Below are 25057 nucleotides of genomic sequence, written 5' to 3' on the forward strand. Positions count from 1 at the left end.
TGACTCATGTCGGCCCTCGCGTCGGCTTCACCGAAAGGAGAGAACCGCCATGCTGCTTGCAACCGATCTCGACGGCACCTTCCTCGCCGGACACCCGGAAAACCGCCAGCGCCTCTATCAACTCATCACCGCCCACCCGGAGATCAAGCTGGTATTCGTCACCGGCCGCGGGCTGGAAGGGGTGCTGCCGATTCTCTCGGACCCCACCATCCCCATTCCGGACTACATCGTCTGCGACGTCGGCGGCACCGTGGTCGACGGCCGCAGCCAGGCCGCGGTGCAGCCGCTGCAGGCCGGCATAGACGCCCGCTGGCCAGGTGAGCAGGTCATCGCCGAGGCGATGGCGCAGTTCCCGCGGCTGGAGCGTCAGGAGGTGCCGCAGCAGCGCCGCTGCTCCTACTTCTGCGATGCCGACGCCATCGACCCCGAAATCCACGCGGCTGCCGCCGGCCTGGGCTGCGAAGTGCTCTACTCCGCCGGCCGCTACCTGGACATCCTGCCCGCCGGGGTGAACAAGGGCAGCACGCTGCGGGCGCTGGTGGAACACCTGGGCCTGGACCCGGACGACGTGCTGGTGGCCGGCGACACCCTCAACGACCTCTCGATGTACGAGCAGGGCTTCATCGGCGTCTGCGTCGGCGAGTCCGAACCGGCGCTGCTGGACGCCACCCGCGACCGCGCCCGCGTGCTGCACTCGGTGCATACCGGCTGCGGCGGCATCCTGGAAGCCATCGGCCACTTCGGCTTCCTCGGCCCGCAGGGCATAGACGCAGAGCTGCGGGCGATGGACGAGCCGGGCAAGGCCGACCTGGTGATGGTCTATCACCGCCTGCCCTACGAGGAAGCCTGGGAGAACGGCCACCTGGCGCGCCGCCGGCCCAGCTCGCCCAACGGCATCATCCCGACGCTGCTGAGCTTCTTCGGCGACGGCAAGCGCGGCTCCTGGGTGGCCTGGGCGATCCAGGACCCGAAGCACGCGGTGCCCTTCGAAACCCACACCGAGGTGGACCGCGAGCGCTACCCCGAGCTGGTCTGCGCCCGGGTGCCGCTGCAGCGCGAGGATGTGGACATCTTCTACAAGCGCTTCTCCAAGGAAGCCTTCTGGCCGACGCTGCACACCTTCTGGGAGCGCGCCCGCTTCCGCGAGGAAGACTGGGCGGTGTTCCTCAAGGTGAACCGCCTGTTCGCCGAGCGCACCGCGATGGAGGCGGCCGAAGGCGCGGTGGTGTGGCTGCACGACTACAACCTGTGGATGGTGCCGGCCTACCTGCGCGAGCTGCGGCCAGACCTCAAGATCGCCTTCTTCCACCACACCTATTTCCCCTCCGCCGACGTGTTCAATGTGCTGCCGTGGCGGCGCGAGATCATCGGCAGCCTGCTGCAGTGCGACTACATCGGCTTCCACATTCCGCGCCAGGCGGAGAACTTCGTGGACGTCGCCCGCGGCGTGGCACCGCTCAAGGTGCTGGAAACCAAGGCCTGCGCGCCGCGCTACCTCACCTATGGCTGCGCGGTGGGGCTGGACGAGGTGAGCACCGCCATCGAGGTGCACGGCCGGCGCATCGGCCTGGGCGCCCATCCGGTGGGGCTGGACGTCGGCCGCGTTCAGCAGGTGCTGGACAACCCGGAAACCACCGGCCGCATGGCACAGATGCGCGCCGAGCTGGCCGGCGTGCGCGTCATCCTGTCAGTGGAGCGGCTGGACTACACCAAGGGCACGCTGGAGAAGCTGCTGGCCTTCGAGAAGCTGATGGACGATCACCCGGAGCTGCAGGGCCGGGTGCAGCTGGTGACGGTGTGCGTGCCGGCGGCCAAGGAAATGCGCATCTACGACGAGCTGCAGGTGAACATCGAACAAGCGGTGGGCCGCATCAACGGCCGCTTCTCCCGCGTCGGCTGGACACCGGTGCAGTTCTTCTTCCGCGCCCTGCCCTTCGAGGAGGTGGTGGCCTGGTATGCGATGGCCGACGTGATGTGGATCACCCCGTTGCGCGACGGCCTCAACCTGGTGGCCAAGGAGTACGTCGCCACCCAGGGCCTCACCAACGGCCGCGGCGTGCTGGTGCTGTCCGAATTCGCCGGCGCCGCCGCCGAGCTGCATGGCGCGCTGCTCACCAATCCGCATGACCTCGCCGACCTGGAGGCCAAGCTGTACAGCGGCATCGCCATGAACGCTGCCGAGGCGGAGGCACGGCTGCGCGGCCTGTTCGCCATCGTCCAGCACAACGACATCCACCGCTGGGGGCAGGACTTCCTCGACGCAGTGGATGCCAGCGTGGCCGCCACCATTGCGCCAGAAGCGCTGGCGGCACCGGTGGCGGCGGGCGACTCGAGCGCGAGCGCCGCCGCGCTGCGCACCGCGGCCTGAAGGGGCACCGCAGCGCCGGCCGCCGGCGCGCGGGCGAGCGCGGGCTGCGGCCCCCCGCCGCGGCAAGGCGGCGGAACGGACCCGACGGCAAGCGCAGCCGCGCTTTGACCGCCAGCCTGCCGCGCGCCCGAAAAGACAAAAGCGCATCCCCGGCATGATCGGGGATGCGCTTTTTCGTCGATGCCCGCGGCGGACGCCGGCCGGCGAGGACGGCCCCGCCGGCGCTCCTCGCGCCCTAGTACAAGGGCACCCGCTCCAGCGCCACCAGCGCGGCGGCGATATTGCGCCTGGCCGCCCCCTCGTTGGCCAGCCGCAGCCGCGCCATGCCGTCCAGCGTATCCAGCGGCGTCGTGGTGTAGCTGCTGCGTATGGTCTGCTTCCACACTTCGGCGCCGCTCACCTGGTCGGTGAGGCTATAACTCACCTCCATCTCCACCTTGGTCCGCAGCGCGAACCAGGGCTGCTCCAGGTTCACGATGACCGCCCGCAGGCCGTAGCCGCTGGCTTCGCCCTGCTCCAGCCGCCGGAACACGCCGGCGTCCAGCAAGGAACGGCCGAGCGCGGCAGCGAAATCCTCGTCCGCGATGCTGGAGGGCCCCAGCTGCGAGGTCTGCCGCCCGCCGAGCACGCTGATGCGTACGCCCTGGCTGCTGCGTTTGGCGTCGGCAGCCGGCGTCAGCCGCACCGCCATCGCGCCGGGATCGGCCGGCGCGGCACAGCCGGCCAGCGTCAGCACCGCGAGCAGCGTCGTCAGGCGGGTCTGGATTTTCATGGCAGCTCCTTCTCCTGTTCGCCCGTCAGTGGCGGAAGCGGGTCAGTGCTTCGCGCAACTGGCCTGCCAGCTGCTGCAGCTGGCGCACGTCGGCCGAGTTGTTCTCGGCGATGGCATTGGTTTCCTCCGCCATCTGGGCGATGCGCTCCACCGCGCGGGCGATCTCCTGGCTGGCGGCGCTCTGCTCGCGCGTGCCGTCGGCAATGCTCTGCACCACGCTGACCGCGCGGCCAGTACGCTCGTCGATGGTCTCCAACGCGCTGCCGGCCTGGCGTGCCAGTTCCACGCCCTTGCCGACGCGGTCGCGCACCGACTCCATGCGGGTGGCCGCGCCCTGAGTGTCGGCGACGATGGCGGCGATGGTGCGGCCGATCTCCTCGGTAGACACCGCGGTACGCTCGGCCAGCTTGCGCACTTCGTCCGCCACCACCGCGAAGCCGCGCCCCTGTTCGCCGGCGCGGGCGGCCTCGATGGCGGCGTTCAGGGCCAGCAGATTGGTCTGCTCGGCGATCTCGCGGATCACGCCCACCACCGCCGAGATCTGCTTGGACTGCTCGCCCAGCGCCAGCACCGCATCCGCCGTCTGGCGCACGTCCTCGGCGATGATCTCCATCTCCGAGGCGGTGCGGCCCACCACCTGGTGGCCGTCGTGGCTGCTCGCCAGCGCTTCCTCGCTCATGGCCGAAGCCTCGCGGGCGTTGTCCGCCACCTGGCTGATGCTCACCGACAGCTGCTCCACCGAGGCCGCCATGCCGGAGGCCGCCTGCGACTGGCTGCCGGCGCTCTCCAGCAGGCCGACGGAGCCTTCGTCCAGCCGGCGGGCGGAGCCGCCCACCTCTTCCGCCGCCCGCGACACCTCGCCCACCAGCTCGCGCATCTGTGCCACCGTGGTATTCAGCGCCGCGCCCAGCTGGCGCAGCTCGTTGGCGCTGCGGCCGTCGGCATCCGGCACGCTCACCTGCAGGTTGCCGCGCCCCAGCTCCACCACCGCGCTCACCACCCCGCCCAGCGGCCGCAGCCGGCGCGCCACCAGCCAGGCCAGCACCAGCGCGATCACCAGCAGGCCGCCCACGCTCACCCCGGCCAGGATCCAGCGCAGGCGCACGCTCTCCTGCAGGAACTCGTCGGTCCAGCTGCCCACCGTCACCTGGAAATTCCACGGCCTGGACCAGCCGACCACCGCCAGCCGCTCGCGCAGCGTGTTGCCGTCCGGCCACAGGAAGTGCCGGGTGCCGCCTTCGAAACGCATGTTCTCCTCGGCAGAGCGGCGCGCCTCGCCGGCAGGCACCACCTCACCGATGACCTTGCCCTGGAATTTCGGATGAACGATGAACTCGCCTATGGTGTCCGGGTTGCCGCTGGGCCGGGCGATCACCACATAGCCGGTCTTGCCGGCGACGACGCTGCCGTAGAGCTTGCGGATGCGCTCCATCTCGTCGCCCAGGCCGATGCGCACCGACAGGCCGCCGAACACCCTGCCGGCGCCGTCCTTGAGCGGCAGCACGTTGCTGAAGAAATACTCGCCGTTGCGCACCACCAGCCCCTGGTAGGTTTCGCCGCTGCGCAGCGCCTTCGCCACCGGGTCGTCGTCCGGCAGCGGCACGCCATCCAGGTAGCGGCCGTCCTTCTTCAGCAGCGTGGCCGCGCGGTAGACCTTGCCTTCGACCAGCAGCAGGACGGCCGAATCATCGCCGGTGAGGCGGCGGAAACGTTCCAGCATGGCGTGGTCGCCATTGATGACGGCGCCGTTCAGGGTGATGGCCGGCAGCTCCACCTCGCCGGTCGCCACCCGGCTGTCGCTCACCGTGAATTCGCCACCGAGGAACTGGCTGAAGAAATTCACCTGCCGCATGCCGCGCGTCTTCACGCTCTCGAATTCGCTGTCGAGCGCGCCGGTGATCAGCTTCATTTCGTTTTCCAGCTCCAACCTGGACTGGGCCAGCGAAGCGCGCTCGGTGAGCAGGGAGGTCAGCCCTATCATCGCCGCGAACACCACCACGAGCAGCGCTACCGCCGGCAACAGGATCTGCCGTCCGACCGAATAATCCCGATACTGCATTCTTGCTCCCCTCTGTAGCGCTTTTCCGGTTTCCCCCGCCTTCGACAATCTATGCCAAAAGGCCGATCCAGTCGGCTCTGGCCGGGGCTCTGGAACGAATATCGGCCGGCGGCCGACAAGCCCAAGCATACCGCTACCCAATGTGGGCAGATAGCACGGCACGGCGGCAGAATCGCGACCGGTATAGGATGTCGCCTGCGCGCGCCAGGCGCGCCCGAAAGGAACGCAACGAAGGATGGAAAAGCAAATGCGCGTGCTACTGGTCGAGGACGACGCCGAACTGGCCGAAGGCATCTGTGCCTTCCTGCAGGGACAGGGCGACATCATCGAAGTGGAGAACGATGGCATGGCGGCGGATCGCCGGCTGCAGCAGGAGAACTTCGACTTCGCCCTGGTGGACGTCGGCCTGCCGGGCCTGGGCGGCTACGAGGTGGTACGCCGCATCCGCAATCGCAAGCAGGCGCTGCCGGTGATCATCATCACCGCCCGCGATGCCCTGGACGACCGCATCTACGGCCTGGACCTGGGCGCCGACGACTACCTCGCCAAGCCCTTCCAGCTCGCCGAACTCACCGCCCGCATGCGCGCGGTGCTGCGCCGTGGCGGCCATACCGAGACCCAGCGCATCGCCTTCGGCCCGCTGACGCTGGACACCGAAGGCCGCCTCGCCGAACTGGAGGGCCAGCCGCTGGCCCTCACCGCGCGCGAATGGGAGCTGCTGGAAGCCCTGGCCACCGCCGACGGCCGTACCGTGCCCAAGGAGAAACTGCAGGCGGAAGGCAGCGGCAACGCGGTGGAGGTCTACATCTCCCGCCTGCGCCCCCGGCTGGAGCCCGCCGGCCTGCTGATCCGCACCGTGCGCGGCTTCGGCTACCGCCTGGAACTGGCCAACCCGCCGCGTCCCAATGCAGGCTAGTCTCGCCCGCAACATCCTGCGGGCGCTGGCCTGGCCCACGCTCATCCCCCTGTTCGCCGCCGGCGGCCTGAGCTACTTCGTCGCCCAGGACGTCATCAACAACACCTACGACCAGAACCTGCTCAACCTCGCCCACGGTCTCGCCACCCACCTGAGCGACGACGAGACCGGGCCGGTGCTGTCGCTGTCGCCGGAAGCGGAGACGGTGCTGCGCACCGACACGGTGGACCGCATCTTCTTCCGCGTGCGCGACAGCCGCGGCGAACTGCTGGCCGGCGACCGCGACCTCGGCCTGGCGGACGCCGAACGCCAGCGCGCCCCCGCCGTGTTGCTGGGCGCGCCGCCTCCCGGCACGCTGGAGCCGCGGCGCGAGGAGCCGCCGCTGTTCTACGACAGCGAGTACCAGGGCCTGCCGGTGCGCGGTGTCAGCCTGCACCACTACAGCGGCGGCCAGGGCTTCTACGTCACCGTCGCCGAAACCCTGGGCAAGCGCCGCCAGGCGATGGAGCGCCTGCTGTTCGGCTTTGCCGCCGCCGCCACCCTCATCCTGATCGCCGCCGCGCTGGCGGTGCGCTTCGGCATCCCCTCCGGGCTGGCGCCGCTGCGCCGGCTGGAGCACGAGCTGGCCGGCCGTTCCGGCACCGATCTGGCGCCGGTCAACCTCGCCGGCGTGCCGGTGGAAATCCGCGAAGTGGTACGCGCCCTCAACGCCCTGCTCGGCCGCCTGCGCGAGGCCAACGCCTCCCAGCGCCACTTCCTGCAGGATGCCGCCCACCAGCTCCGCACCCCGCTCGCCAGCCTGCAGGTGCAGCTGGAGCTGATGGGCGACGGCCATGCCGACGCCGCCGCGCTGGCCCGGCTGCGCCACTCGGTGGCGCGCGTCACCCGCCTCGCCAACCAGCTGCTTGCCTTGGCCCGCGCCGAATCCGGCGACCGCCTGCTGGCCGACGCGCCGCCGGTGAACCTCGCCGAGCTGATAGACGACATGCTGGAGGACTGGCTGCGCCTGGCCGACTCCCGCAACATCGACTTCGGCGTGCAGCGCGAGCCCGCCACTCTGATCGGCGACCCCACGCTGCTGCGCGAGCTGATTGCCAACCTGGTGGACAACGCCCTCAAGTACACCCCGGCCGGCGGCCAGGTCACCCTGCATTGCCACAGCGAGGAGGAAGCGGTGCTGATCGAAGTGGCCGACAGCGGCCCGGGCATCCCGCCCACCGAGCGTGAGCGGGTATTCGAGCGCTTCCACCGCGTGGCCGGCACGCAACCCTCCGGCAGCGGCCTGGGCCTGCCGATTGCCCGCGAGATCGCCCGCAGCCACGGCGGCACCATCACCATCGAGGACGGCCCGGACGGTGGCAGCTCGGTACGGGTGCGGCTGCCGCTCAAGCGGGCGGCGGCGGAAACCGCGGGCTGAGGCAAGCGCCGCGCGGCAGCGCCGGCGGAACCGCCCTGCACTGCCACGCCCGCTGGCGCATTGACGACGGCCCGATGTCTCCGGCGCCCCCGCCGGAGCGAATCAGCCGCGCCCAGCCGCCTCCCCCATCCTGCAACAGGCCGCCTTGCCGCAGGCCGAGCCCGCCCGCTGGCAATGCAGGACTTTTCCCACGGCTCCCGAGCGGGCACCATCCGCATCCTGCGCCTGCTCCCAGAAGAGACTCCGATGCCCGCCCCTGCCGCCTATACCCTGCGCGACGCGCAGGACGCCGACCTGCCGCAGATCGCCGCCCTCTACGGCCACTACGTCCTCAACAGCGCCGCCACCTTCGAGGAAGCGCCGCCGGACGCCGCGGCCATGGCCGGGCGCCGCGCCGCGGTGCTGGACCAGGGCCTGCCCTGGCTGGTAGCGGAGGAAGCCGGCAGCATCCTCGGCTACTGCTACGCCGCGCCCTACCGCCCGCGTGCCGCCTACCGCTACACGCTGGAAGACTCCATCTACATCGCGCAACAGGCGGTGGGCCGCGGCATCGGCCGGGCGCTGCTCGGCGAGCTGATCGCCCGCTGCGAGCGTGGCCCCTGGCACCAGATGGTGGCGGTGATAGGCGACAGCGCCAACGCCGGCTCCATCGCCCTGCACACCCGCCTCGGCTTCCGCCACGCCGGCACGCTGCAGGCGGTGGGTTACAAGTTCGGCCGCTGGGTGGATACAGTGCAGATGCAGCGCACCCTGGGCAAGGGCGAGGCGGGCGGCGGGCAGGCGCAGGCGTGATCGGCCGCCTGCCGCTGTTCTGCCTCGGCCTCGGCCAGCTCGTCAGTTGGGGGCTGTTCTACTACCTCATCGGCGGCTTTGGCGAGCTGATGGCCGCCGATCTCGGCTGGAGCCTGGCGCTGGTGCACGGCGGCTTCTCCGCCGCGCTGGTAGCGATGGGGCTGAGCTCCGCCCGTGTCGGCCGGCTGATCGAGGAGCATGGCGGCCGGCCGGTGCTGGCCTGGGGCATGGTGCTGGGTGCCGCCGGCTGCCTCGGCCTGGCGCTGGCCGACAACGTGCCTGCCTACTACGTCGCCTGGCTGGTGCTCGGACTGGCGATGCGCTGCACCTTGTACGACGCCGCCTTCGCGGCCCTCGCCCGCGTCGGCGGCCCGGCTGCGCGCCGGCCGATGGCGCAGATCACCCTGCTGGGCGGCCTCGCCTCTACCGTGTTCTGGCCGGTGGGCCACGCGCTGGCGGAGCGCTACGGCTGGCGCGGCGCCATGCTGGCCTACGCCGCCATCGCCCTGGCCGCCATCCCGCTGCACCTGGCGCTGCCCCGCGGCCGCCATGCGCCAGAGCCGGCGAGCCAGGGCGCGGCGACCGGCTTCCGCACGCCGGTCGGGCATGCCCGGCTGGCGGCAGTGCTCTACGCTGCCATCATCACGGTGACCGGCTTTCTCGCCGCGGCGATGTCGGCGCACATGATCACCTTGCTGGTCGCCCTCGGCGTCGCCGCGCCGGTGGCGGTGGCGATAGGCGCGCTGCGCGGCGTCGGCCAATCGCTGGCGCGGCTGGCGGAAGTGCTGTTCGGCCGCCGGCTGCCGCCGCCCAGCCTCAACCTGTTCGCCAGCGCGCTGCTGCCGGCGTGCTTCCTCGCCGCGCTGGCGAGCGGCCAGTGGCTGACGGCGGCGGTGGCCTTCGCTTTCCTCTACGGCGCCGGCAACGGCCTGCTCACCATCACCCGTGGCACGCTGCCGCTGGTGCTGTTCGATCCGGCCACCTACGGCTCCCTGGTCGGCCGCCTGCTGGCGCCCGGCTTCTTCGTCGCCGCCGCGGCGCCGCTGCTGTTCGCGCTCATCATCGAGCATTGGGGCGCCAGAGCCGCGCTCGGCCTGTGCGTGCTGCTGGCACTGGCCATGCTGGGCGCCGCCGCGCTGCTCAAGCTGCGCTGTGCGCCCCTCACCAGCAAGCAGGAAAACCAGGGGAAAAGGCGCAGGGCGCCAGGCGGGATCGACGCTGCGGACGCCGCCCAGCGGCGGCGGCAAGCCCGCCGCATCAAACTCAAGCGCGGCGGAACACCACGCTGAGGTTGTTCGCCGGCATCTCCGCCACCTCGGCCAGCGTCAGGCCACGGGCGGCAGCCTCGGCGACCACCGCCTCCAGGTCGCGCACGCCGAAGCGCGGGTCGCGCTCCTTCAGCCAGCCGTCGAAGGCTTCGTTGCTGGGCGCGGTGTGCGCGCCGTTGCGGCGGTAGGGGCCGTAGAAATAGAGCACACCGCCGGGCGGCAGCAGGCGGGCGACGCCATCCAGCAGCGCCGGCGTGGTTGCCCAGGGCGAGTAATGGATGACGTTGATGGCCACCACCGCATCCGCCGCGGCCAGCGGCCACTGCGCGGCGGTGGCGTCGAACAGCAGGGGATCGGCGACGTTGGCGACGCCGGCATGCGCGATCCAGCCGCGGATGGAGGCCAGCGCGCCGGCCTCCGTCTCGCTGGGCTGCCAGCGCAGGCCGGGCAGCTCGGCGGCGAAGAACACCGCGTGCTCGCCGCTGCCGCTGCCTATCTCCAGCACCGTGCCGGCGGCCGGCAGGTGGCGCCGCAGCACCGCGAGGATGAACTCGCGGTTGCGCGCGGTGGCAGGGGCGAACAGGCGGGCGTCGGCGCTCATGCGAATCCGGCAGGCTTCGGACAGCTCAGCCGGCGAGCCGGGCCAGCGCGTCCTGCACCGCGGCCAGGGTGGCGCCGCCGGCCAGCACGCCCAGCGGCCGCCCATCCAGCAGCAGGCCGTCGGCGGCTTCGCTGGGCGCAGCGCCCTGCTTCAGCCGGGCGATGGTCTGGCCGGCTTCCTTGGGCGAAGCGAAGCCCACGCTCTGCAGCAGCAGGCTGCCGTCAGCAGCGACCAGCTTGAAGTAGAAACGGCCATCGCCCTCGCGGTACTGCTTGAACTGCGGCTGGGCGGCCGCCTTGGCCTTTTCGCCGCCGCGCTGTTCGATGGCGCTGCCGAGGTTGCGCAGGCCGACCGCGCGGCGCAGTTCGGCAAGGAAGGGGGTGGCGATGCTGCGCGCCTTGGCCGCCCCTTCCTTCAGCCTGGCTTCGATCAGCTCCGGCTGGGCGATCAGCGCCTGATAGCGCTCGCGCATCGGCGCCACCGCGGTGTCGATCTGCTCGAACAGCGCCTGCTTGGCTTCGCCCCAGGCGATACCGCCGGCGAAGGCGGCGCGCATGGCCTCGGTCTGCTCCGGCGTGGAGAAGGCCTGGTAGAGCTCGAACAACGCCGAGCCTTCGGGGTCCTTGGGCTCGCCGGGCGCGCGCGAGTCGGTGACGATGGAGGCGATCAGCTTCTTCAGCTCGGCGGAGGACGAGAACAGCGGAATCGTGTTGTCGTAGCTCTTGCTCATCTTGCGGCCGTCCAGGCCGGGCAGCGTGGCCACCGATTCGTCTATCGCCGCTTCCGGCAGCACGAAATGCTCGCCGTAGAGGTGGTTGAAGCGGGCGGCGATGTCGCGCGCCATCTCGATATGCTGGATCTGGTCGCGCCCCACCGGCACCGAGTGCGCCTTGAACATCAGGATGTCGGCGGCCATCAGCACCGGGTACATGAAGAGGCCCATGTTGACGCCGGCGTCCGGGTCCTCGCCCTCGGCCAGGTTCTTGTCCACCGCCGCCTTGTAGGCGTGGGCGCGGTTGAGCAGGCCCTTGCTGGCGACGCAGGTGAGCAGCCAGGTGAGCTCCGGGATCTCGGGGATGTCGGACTGGCGGTAGAACCACACCCGCTCGGTATCCAGGCCGGCGGCCAGCCAGGTGGCGGCGATCTCCAGCGTTGAACGGTGCACCCGCGCTGGGTCGCCACCGGTCTTGATCAGCGCATGGTAGTCGGCGAGGAAGTAGAAGCTCTCGGCGTCGGCGCGCTGGCTGGCGGCAATGGCCGGGCGCAGGGCGCCGGCGTAGTTGCCGAGGTGGGGCGTGCCGGAGGTGGTGATGCCAGTAAGGATGCGGGTCGTGGGCATGGGAAGCCTGCAAATGCCTGGGATGTGGGCTGAAGGGCGGGAGTTTAGCGCCTGGGCCGGCGCCGCGCTAACCTTGCCGGCGGCCGCATGCCAGCGGTTTCGGCTGGCCCTGCACGTGACATATTCCCGCACCACCATCCGGCCCGCGGGCTAGACTCAAGCCCCGAAACCAATGAAAACGCGCGCTCAAGCGCGGGCCAGCGCACATCGCCAGCCGGCTCTCCCACCCCGCGCGGAGCGCAGCCAGCCGGCCTTGCCGGGCCTGTCCAGCGATGTCCCGATCTTCCCCTTCCTCCTTTCCGGGCCGCGTCCCCGCCCGCCGCGGCATCCTCGTCGCCGCCCTGTGTCTGTTCGCCGGCGCGCTGGCGCAGGCTGCGGACAGCAGCGCGGATGAGCGCATGCTGCTGGCCGAAAGCCAGGCCTCGGTGGGCGCCACCGTGTGGGGGATCGTCAGCTATACCCGCTGGCCGGTGCAGCCGGAAGTGCTGCAGGTCTGCATCGCCGGCCATAGCGCCCATGCCGAAGCCATCCGCCGCACCGCCGACTGGATAGGGGCGGAGCGGCTCAGCGTGGTACGCCAGCTGGAGCCCGGCGACAATCCGGCCGCCTGCGACCTGCTCTACGTCGGCGAGGTGGCGCCGGCCGCGCGCACCCGGCTGCTGGGCCAGCTCACCGGCGCGCCCGTGCTCACCATCGGCGAAGGCGCCAGCTTCTGCTCCGCTGGCGGCATGTTCTGCCTGGACCAGGACAACGCCGCCAGCCCGGCTGCGGGAGTGCGCTTCTCCGCCAACCTCGACGCCATCTCCCGCTCCGGCCTGCGCGTCAATCCGCAGGTGCTGCGGCTGTCGCGCCAACTGCGCGGGGCGGGCTCATGAATCCCCCCAGCACACCCCGCGGCACCCTGTTCCAGGCTTTGCGCCGCACCTATTTCGGCTCCGCCCTGCTGGCGCTGCTGATCGCCGCGCTGGCGCTGGCGGCGGCAGCCTTCTTCACCCTGCGCGCCCAGCACACCGCCAACCTGGCGCTGGTGGCGCGCACCATCGCCTACTCCAGCGAAGCGGCGGTGATGTTCGCCGACGCCGCCACCGCCCGCGAGATCCTGCAGCAGATCGGCCAGCGCGAGCACCTGGTGGAGGCCCGCATCCTGCTGCCGGACGGCAGCGAACTGGCCCGGTACGAGCAGCAAGGCGCCGCGCTGGAAAACTTCAGCGCGCTCATCGGCCGTCTGGCGGTGCCGGAGCGCATCACCGCCGAGATCGCGCAGGAGCAGAAGGTGCTCGGCCAGGTGGCGCTGCGCGGCAGCGGCGGCGTGTTCGCCGGCTTCTTCCTGAAAGCGGTGGCCGCCGGGCTGGTCGGCCTCGCACTGGCCCTGTTCACCGCCCGCGATCTGGCGCGGCGGCTGGAGCAGAAGCTGGTGGCCGAGCTGGACGCGCTCTCCTCTCTCGCCCATGCCGCACGCATGAACAAGGACTTCGCCCGCCGCCTGCCGCACTTCGAAGTTGCCGAGTTCGACGAGCTGGGCAAGGACTTCAACGCCCTGTTCGACGAGATCCAGGCCCGCAACGCCGAGCTGGTAGCCCGCCAGGCCAGCCTGGAAGAAGCCAACGCCTCACTCTCCCACCTGGCGCTGCATGACAGCCTCACCGGCCTTGCCAACCGCGCCTACTTCGGCGAACGGCTGGAGCAGGCAGTGGCCGAGGCTAGGCGCAACGGCAGCCAGGTGGGCGTGCTCTACCTGGACAGCGACCGCTTCAAGGAAATCAACGACGGCCACGGCCACGCTGCCGGCGACAGCCTGCTGATGGAAATCGCCCGGCGGCTGCGCACCGCGGTGCGCGACAGCGACCTGGTGGCGCGGCTGGGCGGCGACGAGTTCGCGGTACTGCTGACACCGCTGCGCGGGCTGGAGGATGCCAGCCGGGTGGCGGAGAAGATCCTCGCCACGGTGGCGACGCCGGTGGCGCTGCGGCCGGGGGTGGAAGTCCTGCCCGGCCTCAGCATCGGCATCGCCGCCTATCCGCAGCATGCCGGCAGCGGCGAGACCCTGCTGCGCGCCGCCGACCACGCCATGTACCTGGCCAAGCGCAACGGCCGCGGCCACTACCGGATCGCCCCCACCGAGGCAGCAAACCGCGCCAATTCGTGAGAAACCGCATGACACGCCCCCTCACCTCCGCCCTGCAAACGCCGCTTCGACGCCTGATGGCCGCCATGCTACTGGCCGCCACCACCCTATTGCTCGGCTGCCAGACGCCGCCGACCGCGCCGGCCGCCGGCCTGGAGCAGCGCCAGATCGCCGCGCTGTTGCGTGCCGGCTTCACCCTCACCGACGAGGGCTGGGGCCTGAACCTGGACGGCCCCATCCTGTTCGATTCCAACGACGACCAGCTGAGCGAGCGCGCCCACAAGGCGCTGCAGCAACTCACCGAAACCCTGCGCTCGGTGGACATCGACAACCTGCGGGTGGAAGGCCATGCGGACAACACCGGCAGCGAGCGCCACAACCAGGCGCTGTCCCAACGGCGTGCCGACGCGGTGGCAAAGGCCATCGCCGAATACGGCATCCCCTACGACAACATCGTGCGGCGCGGCCTGGGCAGCGCCCACCCGGTCGCCGACAACGCCAGCGCCGAAGGCCGGGCGCAGAACAGGCGGGTCGCCATCATCGTGCCGGCGGGTTGAGGCGGCGGGCCTCCTGCAACACCGCGCGGCACCCAGGGCGTCAAGAAGCGCCCGGCAAACCAGCCCGGGATCACTCCCGCCAGCTCATCACCGTGCGCGCGCCACCGCCCGGCTTGAGATCGAACCACTGGCTGCGGGTCTGGCCGGCGAAGGTGGCGGTCACCCGGTAGCGCCCCGACTCGCTCACATCCACCTGGCCCACCGGGCCGCAGTCGGATTCCGCACTGCGATCCTTCAGCGGATCGTCCACCCGGGTATGCACGCCGGTGAGATAGCTGCCGTCCGGGGTGGAATAGAGGATGGTCAGAGAATGCGAGCTGATCTCCGCCCGCATCTTCGCCGATTCATCCACCCCGATGCCGCCGCACACCAGCTTGATGGGCTGGCTCTCCTGCGCCAGTACCGCCGGCGTCAGGACCAGCAGGCTGGCGGCCGCCACTATGGCCTTCATCCAATGTCTTCCCGTCATCGTCCTCTCCCATGATGCGGCGGCACCCTCACCGCCTGCTCGATGAAAAAATCCGGCGGCAGCGCCGCCACCGATTACGCGACGCGGACCGCAGCATGCAATCCGCAGGTCCGTAAAGGCTCAAGCCAGCCCGGGCAACAGGGTGCGCAGCCCCTGGGTGACGAAACCCACCGCGATCGCCGCCAGCAGCAGCCCCATGATGCGGGTGGCGATATTGAGGCCTAGCACCCCCATGCGCCGCACCAGCTCGTCTCCCAGCCGCATGGACAGCCACACCAGCGCCGCCACCAGCCAGACCGCGATCAGCAGCACCGCCACATCCACCCAGCCGCGCGCCTGGTGCGCATAGATGATGGCGGTACTGATGGCCCCCGGCCCGGCCAGCAAAGGGATGCCCAGCGGCACCACGCCGATCTGCGCCTTCTCCTGCGCCTCGTCCGCCTCCTCCGCGGTATGCCGGGCAGGGCCGGGGCGGGCGTTGAGCATGGACAGCGCCATCAGCAGGATCAGGATGCCCCCGCCAACCTGGAACTCCGGCAGGCGGATGCCGAAAAAGCCCAGCACCGCCTCCCCGGCCAGCGCCGACACCGTCAGCACCACCGCGACCGTGATTGCCGCATGACGGCCGGTATTGCGCCGGCGGGCCGGATCGTCGTCGCCGCTCAACGTCGAGAAGGCCGACACCGCCAGCAGCGGATTGACGATGACCAGCAGGCCCACCAGCATGTTCAGCCATTCGTACCAGCGACTCATGAGCGCGCCCGCGCCTCCCGGAAAACCTTTGTGGGCGCCATTCTATTAAGCCGGCACTCAATTACGGGCAACTTCGCCCTGGGACCGGCAAGCCTGCCCGTCCGAGTGGCCGGTCGAGGCGGCCCCGCGCGAACGCCCTCTCCCCCAGTCGCTTCAACGACGCCGCGGGGCGCCACCGCGTCCCGCAAGCGCCTGCTTAGGCGCCGTCGCTGCCGTGCTTGCGGATGAAGGCCTCGAAAGCCTTCAGCTGGCCGGCGATGAAATCCCGGGTGCCGGCGTCGCCCAGCGTGGCGGTATCCTCGTTCACCTTGGTCTGCGCCGCCCCCACCATCACCTCCGGCCGGTTGAGCACGATGGCGTCGAGGAACACCAGGATCTGGCGCAGGTGATACTGCGCCCGTGCGCCGCCGAACACGCCCATGGAGGCGCTCTGTATCGCCACCGGCTTGCCGGCAAAGGGCTGCTTGTCCAGCCGCGACAGCCAGTCGATGACGTTCTTCAGCACGCCGGGCACCGAGTAGTTGTACTCCGGCGTCACGATGATCACCCCGTCCGCCGCCCGTATCGCATCGCCCATCGCCACCACCGCACCGGGGAAACCTTCCGCCTGCACATCGGCGTCGTAATGGGGAATGTCGCCCACCGACGCCAGCAGTTCCACGCTCAAGCCGGCCGGCGCCAACTCCGCCAGCGACTGCGCGACCATGCGGTTGTAGGAACCCTTGCGCAAGCTGCCGACCAGGGTAACGACCTTGAGGGGACGAGTGCTCATGAGATGACCTCCGTATTGAGCCGCCGCAGCGGCGGAAACGCGGGCGCATCGCCCACGGCAAACGCAACACCCCTTTTAGTCGGGCTCGCAGGGAGCCGGTTCCGCAGAGATGGGCGTGGGGAGGCCGCGCTGCACCGGCAATGCACTCCAGCGGGAGTATAGGTAGCGGCACACCCCGTCGCCGGAAAGAGTAATGGTGCAAACCGCCACCACGGAGGCGGACCGGCACCGCCCTTCCCCGCGCCCCCGGGTCCCACCCACGAACGCATCCACCGGCGGGCGCTACAGGCGCACGGCGTCGCCGAGACCCGGCACTCAGGCCGGCCGGCGCAACCGCGCCATCAGCCTCGGCACGCCCGCCAGCCGGCGTTCCAGCCAGCGGGTGGCGCTGCCCAGGCTGGCGTCGATCGCCCCGCGCCAGAAAGCGGCGCCGCGGCGTTCGACGCCGAGGTGGATGGCGCAGGCCAGCGCCAGCACCACTACGATCACCGCCGGATACACCAGCGCCTTGTTCTCCTCGGTGGCGAAGCGCGACAGCAGCATGTAGCCGATATGGGCATGCACCAGGTAGAGCGGGTAGGTGAGGCCGCCGGCCAGGCGCGAGCCCGGCAGGCGCAGGCGGCTGCCGAGGCGGGAATTGAGGAAGAGGAAGAAGGCGAACTGGGCGCAGACGATGGCGGCGATGAGCGCCCGGGAGTAGCTCACCCCGTCCGCCACTAGCCCGGCGGGCAGGTTGCGCACCGCGAACAGCACGCACAGCGCGCCGCACAGCAGCAGGGCGGCGACCGAGTAGCGGGTCGGCCGCGTTTTCTGGATCGCCAGCACCGCGCCGGCGGCGAAGAAGGGGAAGTGGCCGCCAAGGTAGGGCAGCTCGCTCAGGCCCAGCGCCAGCGCCACCGCCATGGCGAAGGGCCACAGCAGGAAGATGGGCTCCAGCCTGTCCTGCAGGCCGGCCAGCAGCAGTACCAGCACCGCCAGGTAGAAGGCGAGCTCGAACTGCAGCGTCCAGTACACCCCGTCGACGAAGGGCACGCCCAGCGCGCGGGAGAACATGGTGAGATTCACCAGCACCTGGGCCGGCGTGACATCCATGCGGCCATCGCCGAGGAAGACCGCCACCGCCGCGGTGCACAGCATCGCCACCCAGAAGGCCGGATACAGCCGCAGTGCGCGCGACACCACGAACTCGCTCGCCCGCTTCCCGCGGGCGGAGAAGAAGATCACGTAGCCGCTGATCATGAAGAAGAACTCGACACCGAGGTAGCCGTACTTGGCGAACGCGACCAGGGCCGGCTCGGGCGCCAGCGAGTCGATCTTGCCGTTGTGGATGCCGTTCACCAGATAGTGGTAGGCCAGCACGGTGATGGCGGCAAGAAACCTGCCGTAGTCCAGGGGTTCGACGCGGTTCACGGGCGCTCCTCGGGGTTTCGGGCCGATGCTTAGTCAGCGGCAACAGCGCAGCCTAGTCCGGGCAGTTCGGTCCGCCGGCGGCGAGAACGTTGCGGAATTTTTCCTTATCTCCCACCCCTGCCACGCGGGCAGACTTCTGCTGCAGCGCACGCGCGCGCCTGCCCTCCGCGCCCCTTGCAACGAATGGCAACGATTGCGCCACGCGTCGTCCCTTTTCACCCGCCAGCCCCGCATCCGCAGCGGAACCCGCCGCCCGGCCTATAAAAAGACTGTGCCGCCGCCTCACATCCGACAGGACATCTCCATGAGCTCCCTCACCATCCGCACCCGCCTGCTGCTGCTCGGCCTGCTTGCCGTCGGTGGCATCCTGTTCTCCACCGCCTTCGGTGTGATCCAGCTAGCGCGCCTCAACGACACACTGGAGCGCAGCCTGGAGGACAGCCGGCACGGCCAGGAAGAGCTGATCCGCATCCAGCAAGCCAGCCTCGCCTTCAAGACCCAGGTGCAGGAGTGGAAGAACATCCTGCTGCGCGGCAACGCACGCGAGGATTTCGACCGCTACCGCCAGTCATTCATTGACGAGGAAGCCCGGGTGCAGACCGGCCTGAACACCGCCCGCGGCGCCTTCGCCAGCCATGCGGACCCCGCCTACCGCGCCCTCGTGGCGGACCTGGACACGGTGCTGGCCGCCCACCGCGAGTTGGGAGAGGCTTACCGCGGCGCGCTGGAGGGCTTCAACCCGGCCGACGGCGAAGCCGGCAAGCGGCTGGACCGCCAGCTGCGCGGCCGCGACCGCGCCAGCACCGAGGCCATGAACAAGCTCGTCTCCCAACTGGAGCAGTTGGAGACCGCACGGGTGCACACCCAGATCGCCGACGCCCAGGCCGCTTACGCCACCGCCTGGCGGGTGCTGATGGCCTTCGGCGGGCTGTGCCTGCTGGTGGTTGCCGTGCTGGTCACGCTGGCGCGGCGCCAGATCGGGCGCCAGATCGCGGTGGTGCAGGACACCACCGCCGCCATCAAGCGCACGCTGGACCTCACCGGCCGCATCCCCCTCTCCGGGCAGGACGAGATGAGTCAGCTCGCGGCCAGCGTCAACGAGCTGATGGAGGAATTCCAGGCGGTGGTACAGCGCATGAAGGCCGCCGGCGACCATGTTTCCCAGGCTTCCGATGGCCTCTCCCACTCCTTCACCCAGCTCAACGCCTCGGTTGCGCAGCAGAACGAGTACACCTCATCGATGGCGGCTTCGGTGGAAGAGCTGGCGGTAAGCATCACCCACGTCACCGAATCCTCCACCACCGCCCGGGAACTGGCGCATGGCTCCCAGGCGCAGGCGGAGAATGGCGGCGCGGTCATCTCCCGTACCGTGGGCGGCATGCTGTCCATGGCCGGCCAGGTACGGGCGACTTCGGAACGGGTGGAGGAACTGGGCCGCCATACCGAGCAGATCAGCCACATCGCAGGGGTGATCAAGGACATTGCCGATCAGACCAACCTGCTGGCACTGAACGCCGCCATCGAAGCCGCCCGCGCCGGCGAGCAGGGGCGCGGCTTCGCAGTGGTCGCCGACGAAGTCCGCAAGCTGGCCGAACGCACCGCCCAGGCGACGGGAGAAATCGGCGCCAAGATCCAGGCCATCCAGTTGCAAACGCGCGACACGGTGGACGACATGCACCGCATGGTGGCCGAGGTGGGGAAGGCCAGCACCGAAGCCGACCTTGCCGGCGACGCCGTCACCGCCATCCGGGCAAGCTCCCAGCGGGTGGTGGAGGTGTCCGGCGACATCGCGTTGGCACTGCAGGAGCAGAGCAGCGCCAGCGAACAGCTGGCACGCCAGGTCGAGAGCATCGCCACCATGAGCGAGGAGAACACCGCCGCAATGAGCGAAGCGCGGGCAGCCGCGGTGGAGATGAAACGGGTGTCGTCCGACATGCACGACCTGGTGGGGCGCTTCCGCGCCTGAGGGGAAGGCAAGCCGCGTCCGGCTTCTCCCCTCGCGGGTCGTGGGTGGAAAAAGCGAGGCATCGCTTCGCGCCCCGGGATGCCCTGCCGCCGGCAGGCTACGAGGGCGGGACGTGGAGGAGAGCGGACCCGCGGCACGGGATTTGGACGCGGCCGCCCCTTCCGGGGCGCCCCCTCTCCCCTGCCCTCCCGCGAGGGGAAGAGGGCGTTCCTCCGCCGCGCGATCATGGGAGCGCGTCAGCCAGCACCCTGGAAACCATCCCCTCGATGCAAGCAAGCACGATCGCAGCCGGTTTTCTCCCCTCGCCCCTTGCGGGAGAGAGGCCGGGGGAGCTGGGGTAGCTCGCGCGGACCGTGTGAACGTAGCCGCCCTGTGGAGTGCCCCTCCCCCTGGAAACAGCACACTTGAGCCCGCTTTAACGCTCCTCGCCAAGCGCCCCTCCTCCTTGCTCAAGGGATGAGAGGGCAGCCCCGGCGGCCACATCAATGCCTCAGTGGATCGCCACCCCGAACAGCATCCCCGCGCCGTAGGTCACTGCCGCGGCGGCCGCGCCTATCGCCAGTTGCCGCAGGCCACTGCGGAAAGCGCCGCCGCCGGTGAATACGGTGATGGCAGCGCCGATGGCGAACAGCCCGACGCCGCTGGCGGTTGCGCTGGCGATGATGGCCTGCTCACCCTCCAGCAACAGCAGCGGCGCCGCCGGGACCAGGGCGCCGAGAAGGAAGACGAGGAAGGATGAGCCGGCCGCCGCCCAGGCGGAACCGCCGAGGTCGTCCGGGTTGATGCCCAATTCCTCCCGCACCAGCGTGTCCAGGGCGGAATCCTTGTCGCTGATCACCCGCGAGGCGATGGTGCGCGCCTCTTCCGGCGAGAAGCCCTTGGCCTGGTAGATCAGCACCAGTTCCTCCTTCTCCTCCGCCGGCACATGCTCAAGCTCGTCGCGCTCGGCCTCGATCTGGCGCTGGTACAGCTCGCGCGAGCTCTGCACCGAGATCCACTCGCCCATCGCCATCGAGCAGGCACCGGCCAGCGCGCCGGCGGCGGCGGTCATCAGCACGGTGGAGGAGGAAAAGGCGGCGCCGGCCACACCCATCACCAGACTCAGCGTGGACACCAGCCCGTCGTTCACACCCAGCACCACCGCCCGCAGGGTGTTGCCGCCGCCGGCGCCGTGGCGGCCTTCGAGCTGGGCGTAGCGGGCGCCGTTCCAGCCGTGGCGGGAGCGGCTGGCCAGGTGCGCCAGCAGCCGCGCGTGGGAGCGCTCCTGTGCCGGCAGGGCGGTGCCCTGGGCCTCGCGCTGGCTGTCGTACATGGTGCGGTTGGTGGCCTCCTGGTTCATCACCGTCGGCAGCACCGCGTTCACTCCCAGGCGCTGGGTGGCCCAGATCATCACCCGCGCCCGCCAGCTCGGCCTGGGCGCCGGTTCCACGCCCACCAGCTTGCCGATGCGCCGGCGCCAGAAGGCGGCGTGGCTTTCCTCCACCTGGGCCAGGCGCAGGTACAGCTCTGCGATCTCCGGGGAGCGCTCTTCCTCCGCCATGGCCCGGTAAAGGGCGGCGCTGTCGATCTCGTCCTGCAGATTGGCCCGGTAGCGGGCTACGTCCTCATGCGGCTGCGTCACGTGCTCTGTCCCGTTCTTTTCATGCCGGGCGAGTGTAAGCGAATGCCGCAGCGCAGCGAACCCGCATGCGTCACACCGGCGGCACGATTGCGCCCAGTCTGGCCGGCGCTTCCGCCACCCTGCTCTGCCCGTCCGCGACGGGCGCCCCCCGCCGCAAAGCCAGCGGCACCACGCCGGCCCACACTGGCCAGCCCAGGTCGGAGGCCTCGTCGATCACGCCATGGTCGCGGATCTTGGCCGAGACTTCGTCCAGCGGCAGGCGCAGCACCGCGGTAGCGGCCAGTTCCTTGTCGTTCATCGGCCGCAGCGTGGCCCAGCGGCCGGGCGCCAGGCGCTCGATGAAGGCCTGCAGCCGCGCCGCCTTCTCCGCCTCGTCCTCCACCGGTTCGAACTGGCCGTAGGCCACCAGCGAGCGGTAGTTCATCGAGTGGTGCAGCGGCGTACGGCCGAACACCAGGCCATCCACCTGGGTGACGGTGACGCAGGCCTGGCCGGCGGCAAGCGCCTTCAGCATGCGCGAGGCGCGCGCGCCGTGGATGTAGAGATGATCGCCCTCGCGCCAGTGGGCGGTGCCCAGCGCATGCACCGAGCCTTCCCACTGGAAGGCGATGTGGCAGACCAGCGCGCTGTCCAGGATGGCAGCGACGGTATCCGCATCGTAATGGGCGCGCTCCGGCCGCCGGCGCACCCGGCTGCGGGCGGATGAGGCAGTGGAAGAAGGTTCGGAAGGCGTAGACATCGCGGGCTCCAGTCGGGGGAAAGGCCCCATGCTGCCCGCGCCGTGGCACCATCCCTAGCACCACCAGACAGCCTCCAGATGGAGCCACCATGGATTTCGCCTGGCTGCTGGCGCCCCCGCTGCCCGCCGGCGTGCCGCGCCAGCACCTGCTCTACCGCCGCCTGCGCGCCGCCATCGCCGAAGGCCGGCTCAGCGCCGGCAGCCGCCTGCCGGCCAGCCGCGCGCTGGCGGCCGAACTGGGCATCGCCCGCAACACCGTGCTCCACGCCTACGAACAGCTGGCGGCGGAAGGCTGCCTGCAGGCGGACCGCCACGGCAGCCGGGTCGCGGCCCTGCCGGCGCCGGCCAGCCCCCCGCTCCCCGCGCAAGCACCGCGTCTGTCGCAACGCGCCCGAGCAGTGCTGCGGCCGGATCAAGACGAACGCAGCGCCACCTCCACCTGGCCGCTGGCGCCCGGCATGCAGGATCTGGCCGACTTCCCCTTCCGCGCCTGGCGCGCCTGCCTGGAACGGGCCTGGCGCCAGGCCACGCCGCGCCAGCTCGGCTACAGCGCCGGCGGCGGCGAACCGGTGCTGCGCGAAGCGCTGGCCGACCACCTCGCCGGCCTGCGCGGCTTCGCGGTGGCGCCGGAGCAGGTCATCGTCACCGCCGGTGTGCATGCCGCGCTGGAGCTGTGCGCCCGCCTGCTGGCGGATGCTGGCGACTGCGCCTGGGTGGAAAACCCCGGCTATCCCCCCGCCGCCACCGCCCTCAGCCTCGCCGGCCTGCGCCTGCGGCCGATGACAGTGGACGCCGAAGGCATGGCCTTCGACGCAGCCGATTTCCGCCGCCACCCGCCGCGCCTGGTGCTGGTCACCCCCACCCACCAATACCCCAGCGGCCAGGAACTGTCGCTGCGCCGCCGGCTGGCACTGCTGGACGGCGTGCAGGCCGCCGGCGGCTGGATCATCGAGGACGATTACGACAGCGAATTCCGCCGCGGCGGCCCCGCCCTGCCGGCGCTGTTCGGCCTGCGCCCCGGCGCGCCGGCGATCCACGCCGGCACCTTCAGCAAAACGCTCTACCCCGGCCTGCGCATCGGCTACCTGGTGGTACCGCCCGTGCTGGCGGAAGCCTTCACTCGCGCCGCCAGCCAGACCACCCGCCCAGGCCAGGCGATGGAACAGGCCGCCCTGGCGGACTTCCTCCGCCGCGGCCACTACAGCGCCCACCTGCGCCGCAGCCGCCGCCGCGGCGAACGCCGCCAGGCCGCACTGCGCGAGGCGCTGGCCCGCCACCTCGGCGACGGCTTCGGCGCCCTCACGCTGGATGGCGGCCAGGCCGGCCTGCACCTGGTGCTGCGCCTGCCGGAAAGCACCGACGACCTCGCCCTCGCCCGCCACGCCCGCCAGTTGGGCCTGGGCGTTCAAGCACTCAGCCGTTACGCACAAGCGCCACTGGACTGTCGCGGCCTCCTACTAGGCTATGGGGGAACGCCGGAAGGACAGATGGATGAGGCGGTGAGAAGGTTGCGGCAGGCACTGGAAGAAACGGTAGGTGAGCGGCGGAATAGCGCCAGTTCGTCTCGGAGCAGAGGCTGATCACACTGCAGTGGGACTGTTGGACCGTGGGACTGTTGGGCTCTGGGACTGGAGGCTGGCAGGCGGGTGCTCGGGCGCTTATCGCGACACCCACCGCTTTGCCCGCCGCGTGAGTTGCCTTGCTCCCTCTCCCCTCGTGGGAGAGGGCCGGGGAGAGGGGCCCCAAAGGGGCGGCTACATTCCAGTTTCGCGCGACCTTCCTCCTCCCTGCGCCTCGCCCTTCAGATCCGCCAGCACATCCACATCCCGCAACACGCTGTCATCAGTCCATTCGAGCAAGCGCAGCGCTGTCCCGCGCAGCAGCTCGCGGGCGCCGGCATCACCAGCGCAAGCCATCAAGCCCGCCCTCCAAGCAGCACCAAATCCCACCGGATGGCCACGCCGGCCGCCGTGGGCCGCGGCCGCCACCACCTCAGGTCCATCCACCGCCGTGGCCACCGCGCGTATCGCCGCCGCCGGCAGCCAGGGCATGTCCGCCAGCGCGATCAGCCAGCCGCCCGCCCCGGCGGACGCAGCCACGCCCGCCGCCAGCGCCGCGCCCATGCCGGCCTCGGCCGCGGCGCTCTCCACCACCTCGCAGCCGGCCTCGCGCAACCAGCGCGCCCGCTCGGCCTGCCCCGGCCGCAGCACCGCCAGGCTGCCAGGCAGGGCCTCGCACAAGGCCCGCGCGCTATGCCACAGCACCGGCCGGCCGTCGGCCAACGGCTGCAGCAGCTTGTCCCGCCCGCCGGCGGGGTCGAAACGCCGGCCGTAACCGGCCGCGAGCAGGATGCCGCGCAGGGGGAAGGGGTTCATGGCCGCGCTGTTCATGGTCGCGCTCGTTGAACGGTTCAACGCAACAGCAGCAGCACCGCGGCGATGAGGATCACCGCCCAGGTCACCAGCATGCCCAGCCCGCGCAGTCCGTACTGGCGGGGCGAGCCTTCGCGAGCCGTCATGCCGAAGGGGTGGGCGATGCGGGCGAGCAGCAGCGCCAGCAACAGGGCGTTGATCCAGGCAGGCGGGATGCCGCCGACTTCGGCCATACCGATCAACAACAGGGCCAGCGGCACGTACTCGGCGAAGTTGGCCTGGCTGCGGATGCGACGCTGCAAGTCGTCATGGCCGCCGTCGCCGTGATGCACCCGGTGCCTGGCCCGCGCCATGGACACCCACAGGGAGAGCGCGACGAAGAGGATGCCGAGCAGCGCGCCGTAGAACGCGGTAAGAGCCGGATACATGGGTGCCTCCCTGGGCCTGTATGTAGGCTGGATTGTGGGTGCGGGAAGGCGCGGACGCCAGCGCCGGGCGCACGGCACGGTCCATGGATATCACGCCAGCTGGACCGGGAAATCCCCTCTCCGGGCCGGTTCCATGCCGCAGGAGCAGATTCCGCGGCCGGCGCACACGGCTATCGGCGGCACCCAGACGTGCCGGAGCATCGCCCGCCTCACTGCCCCCGCGCGCCCACCCCGCAGGCCGACAAGGTATCGGCCGCCAGCGCCAGCGCCGCCTTCGCTTCGGCCACCGGCAGCACCCGCTCCGGCGTCACCC

22 protein-coding genes are annotated in these 25057 nt (G+C 70.6%); 10 read left to right on the plus strand and 12 right to left on the minus strand.

What is annotated here, in order from left to right:
• Positions 1 to 49 precede the first annotated feature (49 nt).
• Positions 50 to 2368: a glucosylglycerol-phosphate synthase gene (ggpS, locus tag C7389_RS19080; RefSeq protein WP_133594242.1), complete on the plus strand. Its 2319-nt coding sequence runs from the start codon at positions 50 to 52 to the stop codon at positions 2366 to 2368.
• A 235-nt stretch (positions 2369 to 2603) separates the two neighbouring features.
• Here ggpS and C7389_RS19085 read toward each other — a convergent pair whose 3' ends face one another.
• Entirely contained in the window at positions 2604 to 3140 is a 537-nt protein-coding gene (locus C7389_RS19085; protein ID WP_133594243.1) for a hypothetical protein, read from the minus strand.
• A 25-nt stretch (positions 3141 to 3165) separates the two neighbouring features.
• Positions 3166 to 5199 carry a methyl-accepting chemotaxis protein gene (locus C7389_RS19090; protein WP_162851788.1) on the minus strand — a complete coding sequence of 678 codons (2034 nt, stop codon included), beginning with the start codon at positions 5197 to 5199 and terminating at the stop codon, positions 3166 to 3168.
• A gap of 247 nt (positions 5200 to 5446) precedes the next feature.
• Between C7389_RS19090 and C7389_RS19095 the strand changes: the two genes are divergently transcribed.
• The 4 genes from C7389_RS19095 to C7389_RS19110 all read left to right on the plus strand — a co-directional run bounded on the left by C7389_RS19095 (position 5447) and on the right by C7389_RS19110 (position 9613).
• Entirely contained in the window at positions 5447 to 6115 is a 669-nt protein-coding gene (locus C7389_RS19095; RefSeq protein ID WP_133594245.1) for a response regulator transcription factor, read from the plus strand.
• Positions 6105 to 7532: a sensor histidine kinase gene (locus C7389_RS19100; protein WP_133594246.1), complete on the plus strand. Its 1428-nt coding sequence runs from the start codon at positions 6105 to 6107 to the stop codon at positions 7530 to 7532. The genes C7389_RS19095 and C7389_RS19100 overlap by 11 nt, the downstream gene beginning before the upstream one ends.
• A 246-nt stretch (positions 7533 to 7778) precedes the next feature.
• A complete protein-coding gene (locus C7389_RS19105; protein ID WP_133594247.1) occupies positions 7779 to 8324 on the plus strand; it encodes a GNAT family N-acetyltransferase in 546 nt (181 codons plus the stop codon).
• Entirely contained in the window at positions 8321 to 9613 is a 1293-nt protein-coding gene (locus C7389_RS19110) for an MFS transporter (protein ID WP_133594248.1), read from the plus strand. Before C7389_RS19105 ends, C7389_RS19110 begins: the two co-directional genes overlap by 4 nt.
• Here the strand turns inward: C7389_RS19110 and C7389_RS19115 are convergent.
• Together C7389_RS19115 and C7389_RS19120 are read right to left on the minus strand one after the other, a co-directional pair.
• Positions 9588 to 10193: a DUF938 domain-containing protein gene (locus tag C7389_RS19115; RefSeq protein ID WP_133594249.1), complete on the minus strand. Its 606-nt coding sequence runs from the start codon at positions 10191 to 10193 to the stop codon at positions 9588 to 9590. The two genes, C7389_RS19110 and C7389_RS19115, sit on opposite strands and share 26 nt — an antisense overlap.
• Positions 10194 to 10218: 25 nt before the next feature.
• Positions 10219 to 11532 carry a tryptophan--tRNA ligase gene (locus C7389_RS19120; RefSeq protein WP_133594250.1) on the minus strand — a complete coding sequence of 438 codons (1314 nt, stop codon included), beginning with the start codon at positions 11530 to 11532 and terminating at the stop codon, positions 10219 to 10221.
• A 272-nt stretch (positions 11533 to 11804) separates the two neighbouring features.
• On the opposite strand from C7389_RS19120, the gene yfiR reads away from it, so the two are divergent.
• From yfiR to yfiB, 3 genes are read left to right on the plus strand one after another with little or no spacing between them, the layout of a single operon-like run.
• The gene (yfiR, locus tag C7389_RS19125) at positions 11805 to 12407 is read left to right on the plus strand and encodes a regulatory sequestration protein YfiR (RefSeq protein WP_133594251.1); all 603 of its coding nucleotides are present in this window, start codon (positions 11805 to 11807) and stop codon (positions 12405 to 12407) included.
• A complete protein-coding gene (dgcN, locus tag C7389_RS19130) occupies positions 12404 to 13678 on the plus strand; it encodes a diguanylate cyclase DgcN/YfiN (RefSeq protein WP_133594252.1) in 1275 nt (424 codons plus the stop codon). The genes yfiR and dgcN overlap by 4 nt, the downstream gene beginning before the upstream one ends.
• Before the next feature lie 8 nt (positions 13679 to 13686).
• Positions 13687 to 14214 (plus strand): outer membrane lipoprotein YfiB, encoded by a 528-nt coding sequence (gene yfiB / locus C7389_RS19135; RefSeq protein ID WP_211168479.1) that lies wholly within the window; start codon positions 13687 to 13689, stop codon positions 14212 to 14214.
• Positions 14215 to 14284: 70 nt separating this feature from the next.
• Here the strand turns inward: yfiB and C7389_RS19140 are convergent, their stop codons facing one another.
• From C7389_RS19140 to C7389_RS19155, 4 genes are all read right to left on the minus strand, one after another.
• Positions 14285 to 14683: a hypothetical protein gene (locus C7389_RS19140; RefSeq protein WP_246034897.1), complete on the minus strand. Its 399-nt coding sequence runs from the start codon at positions 14681 to 14683 to the stop codon at positions 14285 to 14287.
• A 120-nt stretch (positions 14684 to 14803) separates the two neighbouring features.
• Entirely contained in the window at positions 14804 to 15436 is a 633-nt protein-coding gene (locus C7389_RS19145; protein ID WP_133594253.1) for a MarC family protein, read from the minus strand.
• Between the two features lie 196 nt (positions 15437 to 15632).
• A complete protein-coding gene (locus C7389_RS19150) occupies positions 15633 to 16208 on the minus strand; it encodes an NADPH-dependent FMN reductase (RefSeq protein WP_133594254.1) in 576 nt (191 codons plus the stop codon).
• Between the two features lie 315 nt (positions 16209 to 16523).
• Positions 16524 to 17618 carry an acyltransferase family protein gene (locus C7389_RS19155; protein ID WP_162851789.1) on the minus strand — a complete coding sequence of 365 codons (1095 nt, stop codon included), beginning with the start codon at positions 17616 to 17618 and terminating at the stop codon, positions 16524 to 16526.
• 304 nt (positions 17619 to 17922) lie between these two features.
• Here C7389_RS19155 and C7389_RS19160 point away from each other — a divergent pair, with 304 nt between their 5' ends.
• A complete protein-coding gene (locus C7389_RS19160; RefSeq protein WP_162851790.1) occupies positions 17923 to 19584 on the plus strand; it encodes a methyl-accepting chemotaxis protein in 1662 nt (553 codons plus the stop codon).
• 490 nt (positions 19585 to 20074) lie between these two features.
• On the opposite strand, the gene C7389_RS19165 is transcribed toward C7389_RS19160, so the two are convergent.
• Together C7389_RS19165 and C7389_RS19170 are read right to left on the minus strand one after the other, a co-directional pair.
• Positions 20075 to 21205 (minus strand): VIT1/CCC1 transporter family protein, encoded by a 1131-nt coding sequence (locus tag C7389_RS19165; RefSeq protein WP_133594257.1) that lies wholly within the window; start codon positions 21203 to 21205, stop codon positions 20075 to 20077.
• 70 nt (positions 21206 to 21275) lie between these two features.
• Positions 21276 to 21944: a pyridoxamine 5'-phosphate oxidase family protein gene (locus tag C7389_RS19170; protein ID WP_133594258.1), complete on the minus strand. Its 669-nt coding sequence runs from the start codon at positions 21942 to 21944 to the stop codon at positions 21276 to 21278.
• Positions 21945 to 22033: 89 nt separating this feature from the next.
• Between C7389_RS19170 and pdxR the strand changes: the two genes are divergently transcribed.
• On the plus strand, positions 22034 to 23524 hold the full coding sequence (pdxR, locus tag C7389_RS19175; RefSeq protein ID WP_133594259.1) for a MocR-like pyridoxine biosynthesis transcription factor PdxR: 1491 nt from the start codon (positions 22034 to 22036) through the stop codon (positions 23522 to 23524).
• A 174-nt stretch (positions 23525 to 23698) separates the two neighbouring features.
• On the opposite strand, the gene C7389_RS19180 is transcribed toward pdxR, so the two are convergent.
• A complete protein-coding gene (locus tag C7389_RS19180) occupies positions 23699 to 24334 on the minus strand; it encodes a nucleotidyltransferase family protein (protein ID WP_246034898.1) in 636 nt (211 codons plus the stop codon).
• 20 nt (positions 24335 to 24354) lie between these two features.
• Positions 24355 to 24744, minus strand: a complete 390-nt coding sequence (locus tag C7389_RS19185) for an MAPEG family protein (RefSeq protein ID WP_133594260.1) — start codon at positions 24742 to 24744, stop codon at positions 24355 to 24357.
• Positions 24745 to 25057: the final 313 nt, after the last annotated feature.

Origin of the sequence: Azoarcus indigens, from assembly GCF_004361735.1 — a bacterium.
Lineage (GTDB): Bacteria > Pseudomonadota > Gammaproteobacteria > Burkholderiales > Rhodocyclaceae > Azoarcus > Azoarcus indigens.

What these genes read in the sequence shown, in the direction of transcription:
- C7389_RS19150 (WP_133594254.1), bottom strand. Translation starts at nt 16,208, where the DNA reads ATGAGCACTCGTCCCCTCAAGGTCGTTACCCTGGTCGGCAGCTTGCGC.
- C7389_RS19115 (WP_133594249.1), bottom strand. Translation starts at nt 10,193, where the DNA reads ATGAGCGCCGACGCCCGCCTGTTCGCCCCTGCCACCGCGCGCAACCGC.
- C7389_RS19185 (WP_133594260.1), bottom strand. Translation starts at nt 24,744, where the DNA reads ATGTATCCGGCTCTTACCGCGTTCTACGGCGCGCTGCTCGGCATCCTC.
- dgcN (WP_133594252.1), top strand. Translation starts at nt 12,404, where the DNA reads ATGAATCCCCCCAGCACACCCCGCGGCACCCTGTTCCAGGCTTTGCGC.
- yfiB (WP_211168479.1), top strand. Translation starts at nt 13,687, where the DNA reads ATGACACGCCCCCTCACCTCCGCCCTGCAAACGCCGCTTCGACGCCTG.
- C7389_RS19160 (WP_162851790.1), top strand. Translation starts at nt 17,923, where the DNA reads ATGAGCTCCCTCACCATCCGCACCCGCCTGCTGCTGCTCGGCCTGCTT.
- C7389_RS19085 (WP_133594243.1), bottom strand. Translation starts at nt 3,140, where the DNA reads ATGAAAATCCAGACCCGCCTGACGACGCTGCTCGCGGTGCTGACGCTG.
- C7389_RS19120 (WP_133594250.1), bottom strand. Translation starts at nt 11,532, where the DNA reads ATGCCCACGACCCGCATCCTTACTGGCATCACCACCTCCGGCACGCCC.
- pdxR (WP_133594259.1), top strand. Translation starts at nt 22,034, where the DNA reads ATGGATTTCGCCTGGCTGCTGGCGCCCCCGCTGCCCGCCGGCGTGCCG.
- C7389_RS19100 (WP_133594246.1), top strand. Translation starts at nt 6,105, where the DNA reads ATGCAGGCTAGTCTCGCCCGCAACATCCTGCGGGCGCTGGCCTGGCCC.
- C7389_RS19095 (WP_133594245.1), top strand. Translation starts at nt 5,447, where the DNA reads ATGCGCGTGCTACTGGTCGAGGACGACGCCGAACTGGCCGAAGGCATC.
- C7389_RS19090 (WP_162851788.1), bottom strand. Translation starts at nt 5,199, where the DNA reads ATGCAGTATCGGGATTATTCGGTCGGACGGCAGATCCTGTTGCCGGCG.
- C7389_RS19170 (WP_133594258.1), bottom strand. Translation starts at nt 21,944, where the DNA reads ATGTCTACGCCTTCCGAACCTTCTTCCACTGCCTCATCCGCCCGCAGC.
- C7389_RS19105 (WP_133594247.1), top strand. Translation starts at nt 7,779, where the DNA reads ATGCCCGCCCCTGCCGCCTATACCCTGCGCGACGCGCAGGACGCCGAC.
- ggpS (WP_133594242.1), top strand. Translation starts at nt 50, where the DNA reads ATGCTGCTTGCAACCGATCTCGACGGCACCTTCCTCGCCGGACACCCG.
- C7389_RS19180 (WP_246034898.1), bottom strand. Translation starts at nt 24,334, where the DNA reads ATGAACAGCGCGGCCATGAACCCCTTCCCCCTGCGCGGCATCCTGCTC.
- yfiR (WP_133594251.1), top strand. Translation starts at nt 11,805, where the DNA reads ATGTCCCGATCTTCCCCTTCCTCCTTTCCGGGCCGCGTCCCCGCCCGC.
- C7389_RS19145 (WP_133594253.1), bottom strand. Translation starts at nt 15,436, where the DNA reads ATGAGTCGCTGGTACGAATGGCTGAACATGCTGGTGGGCCTGCTGGTC.
- C7389_RS19140 (WP_246034897.1), bottom strand. Translation starts at nt 14,683, where the DNA reads ATGACGGGAAGACATTGGATGAAGGCCATAGTGGCGGCCGCCAGCCTG.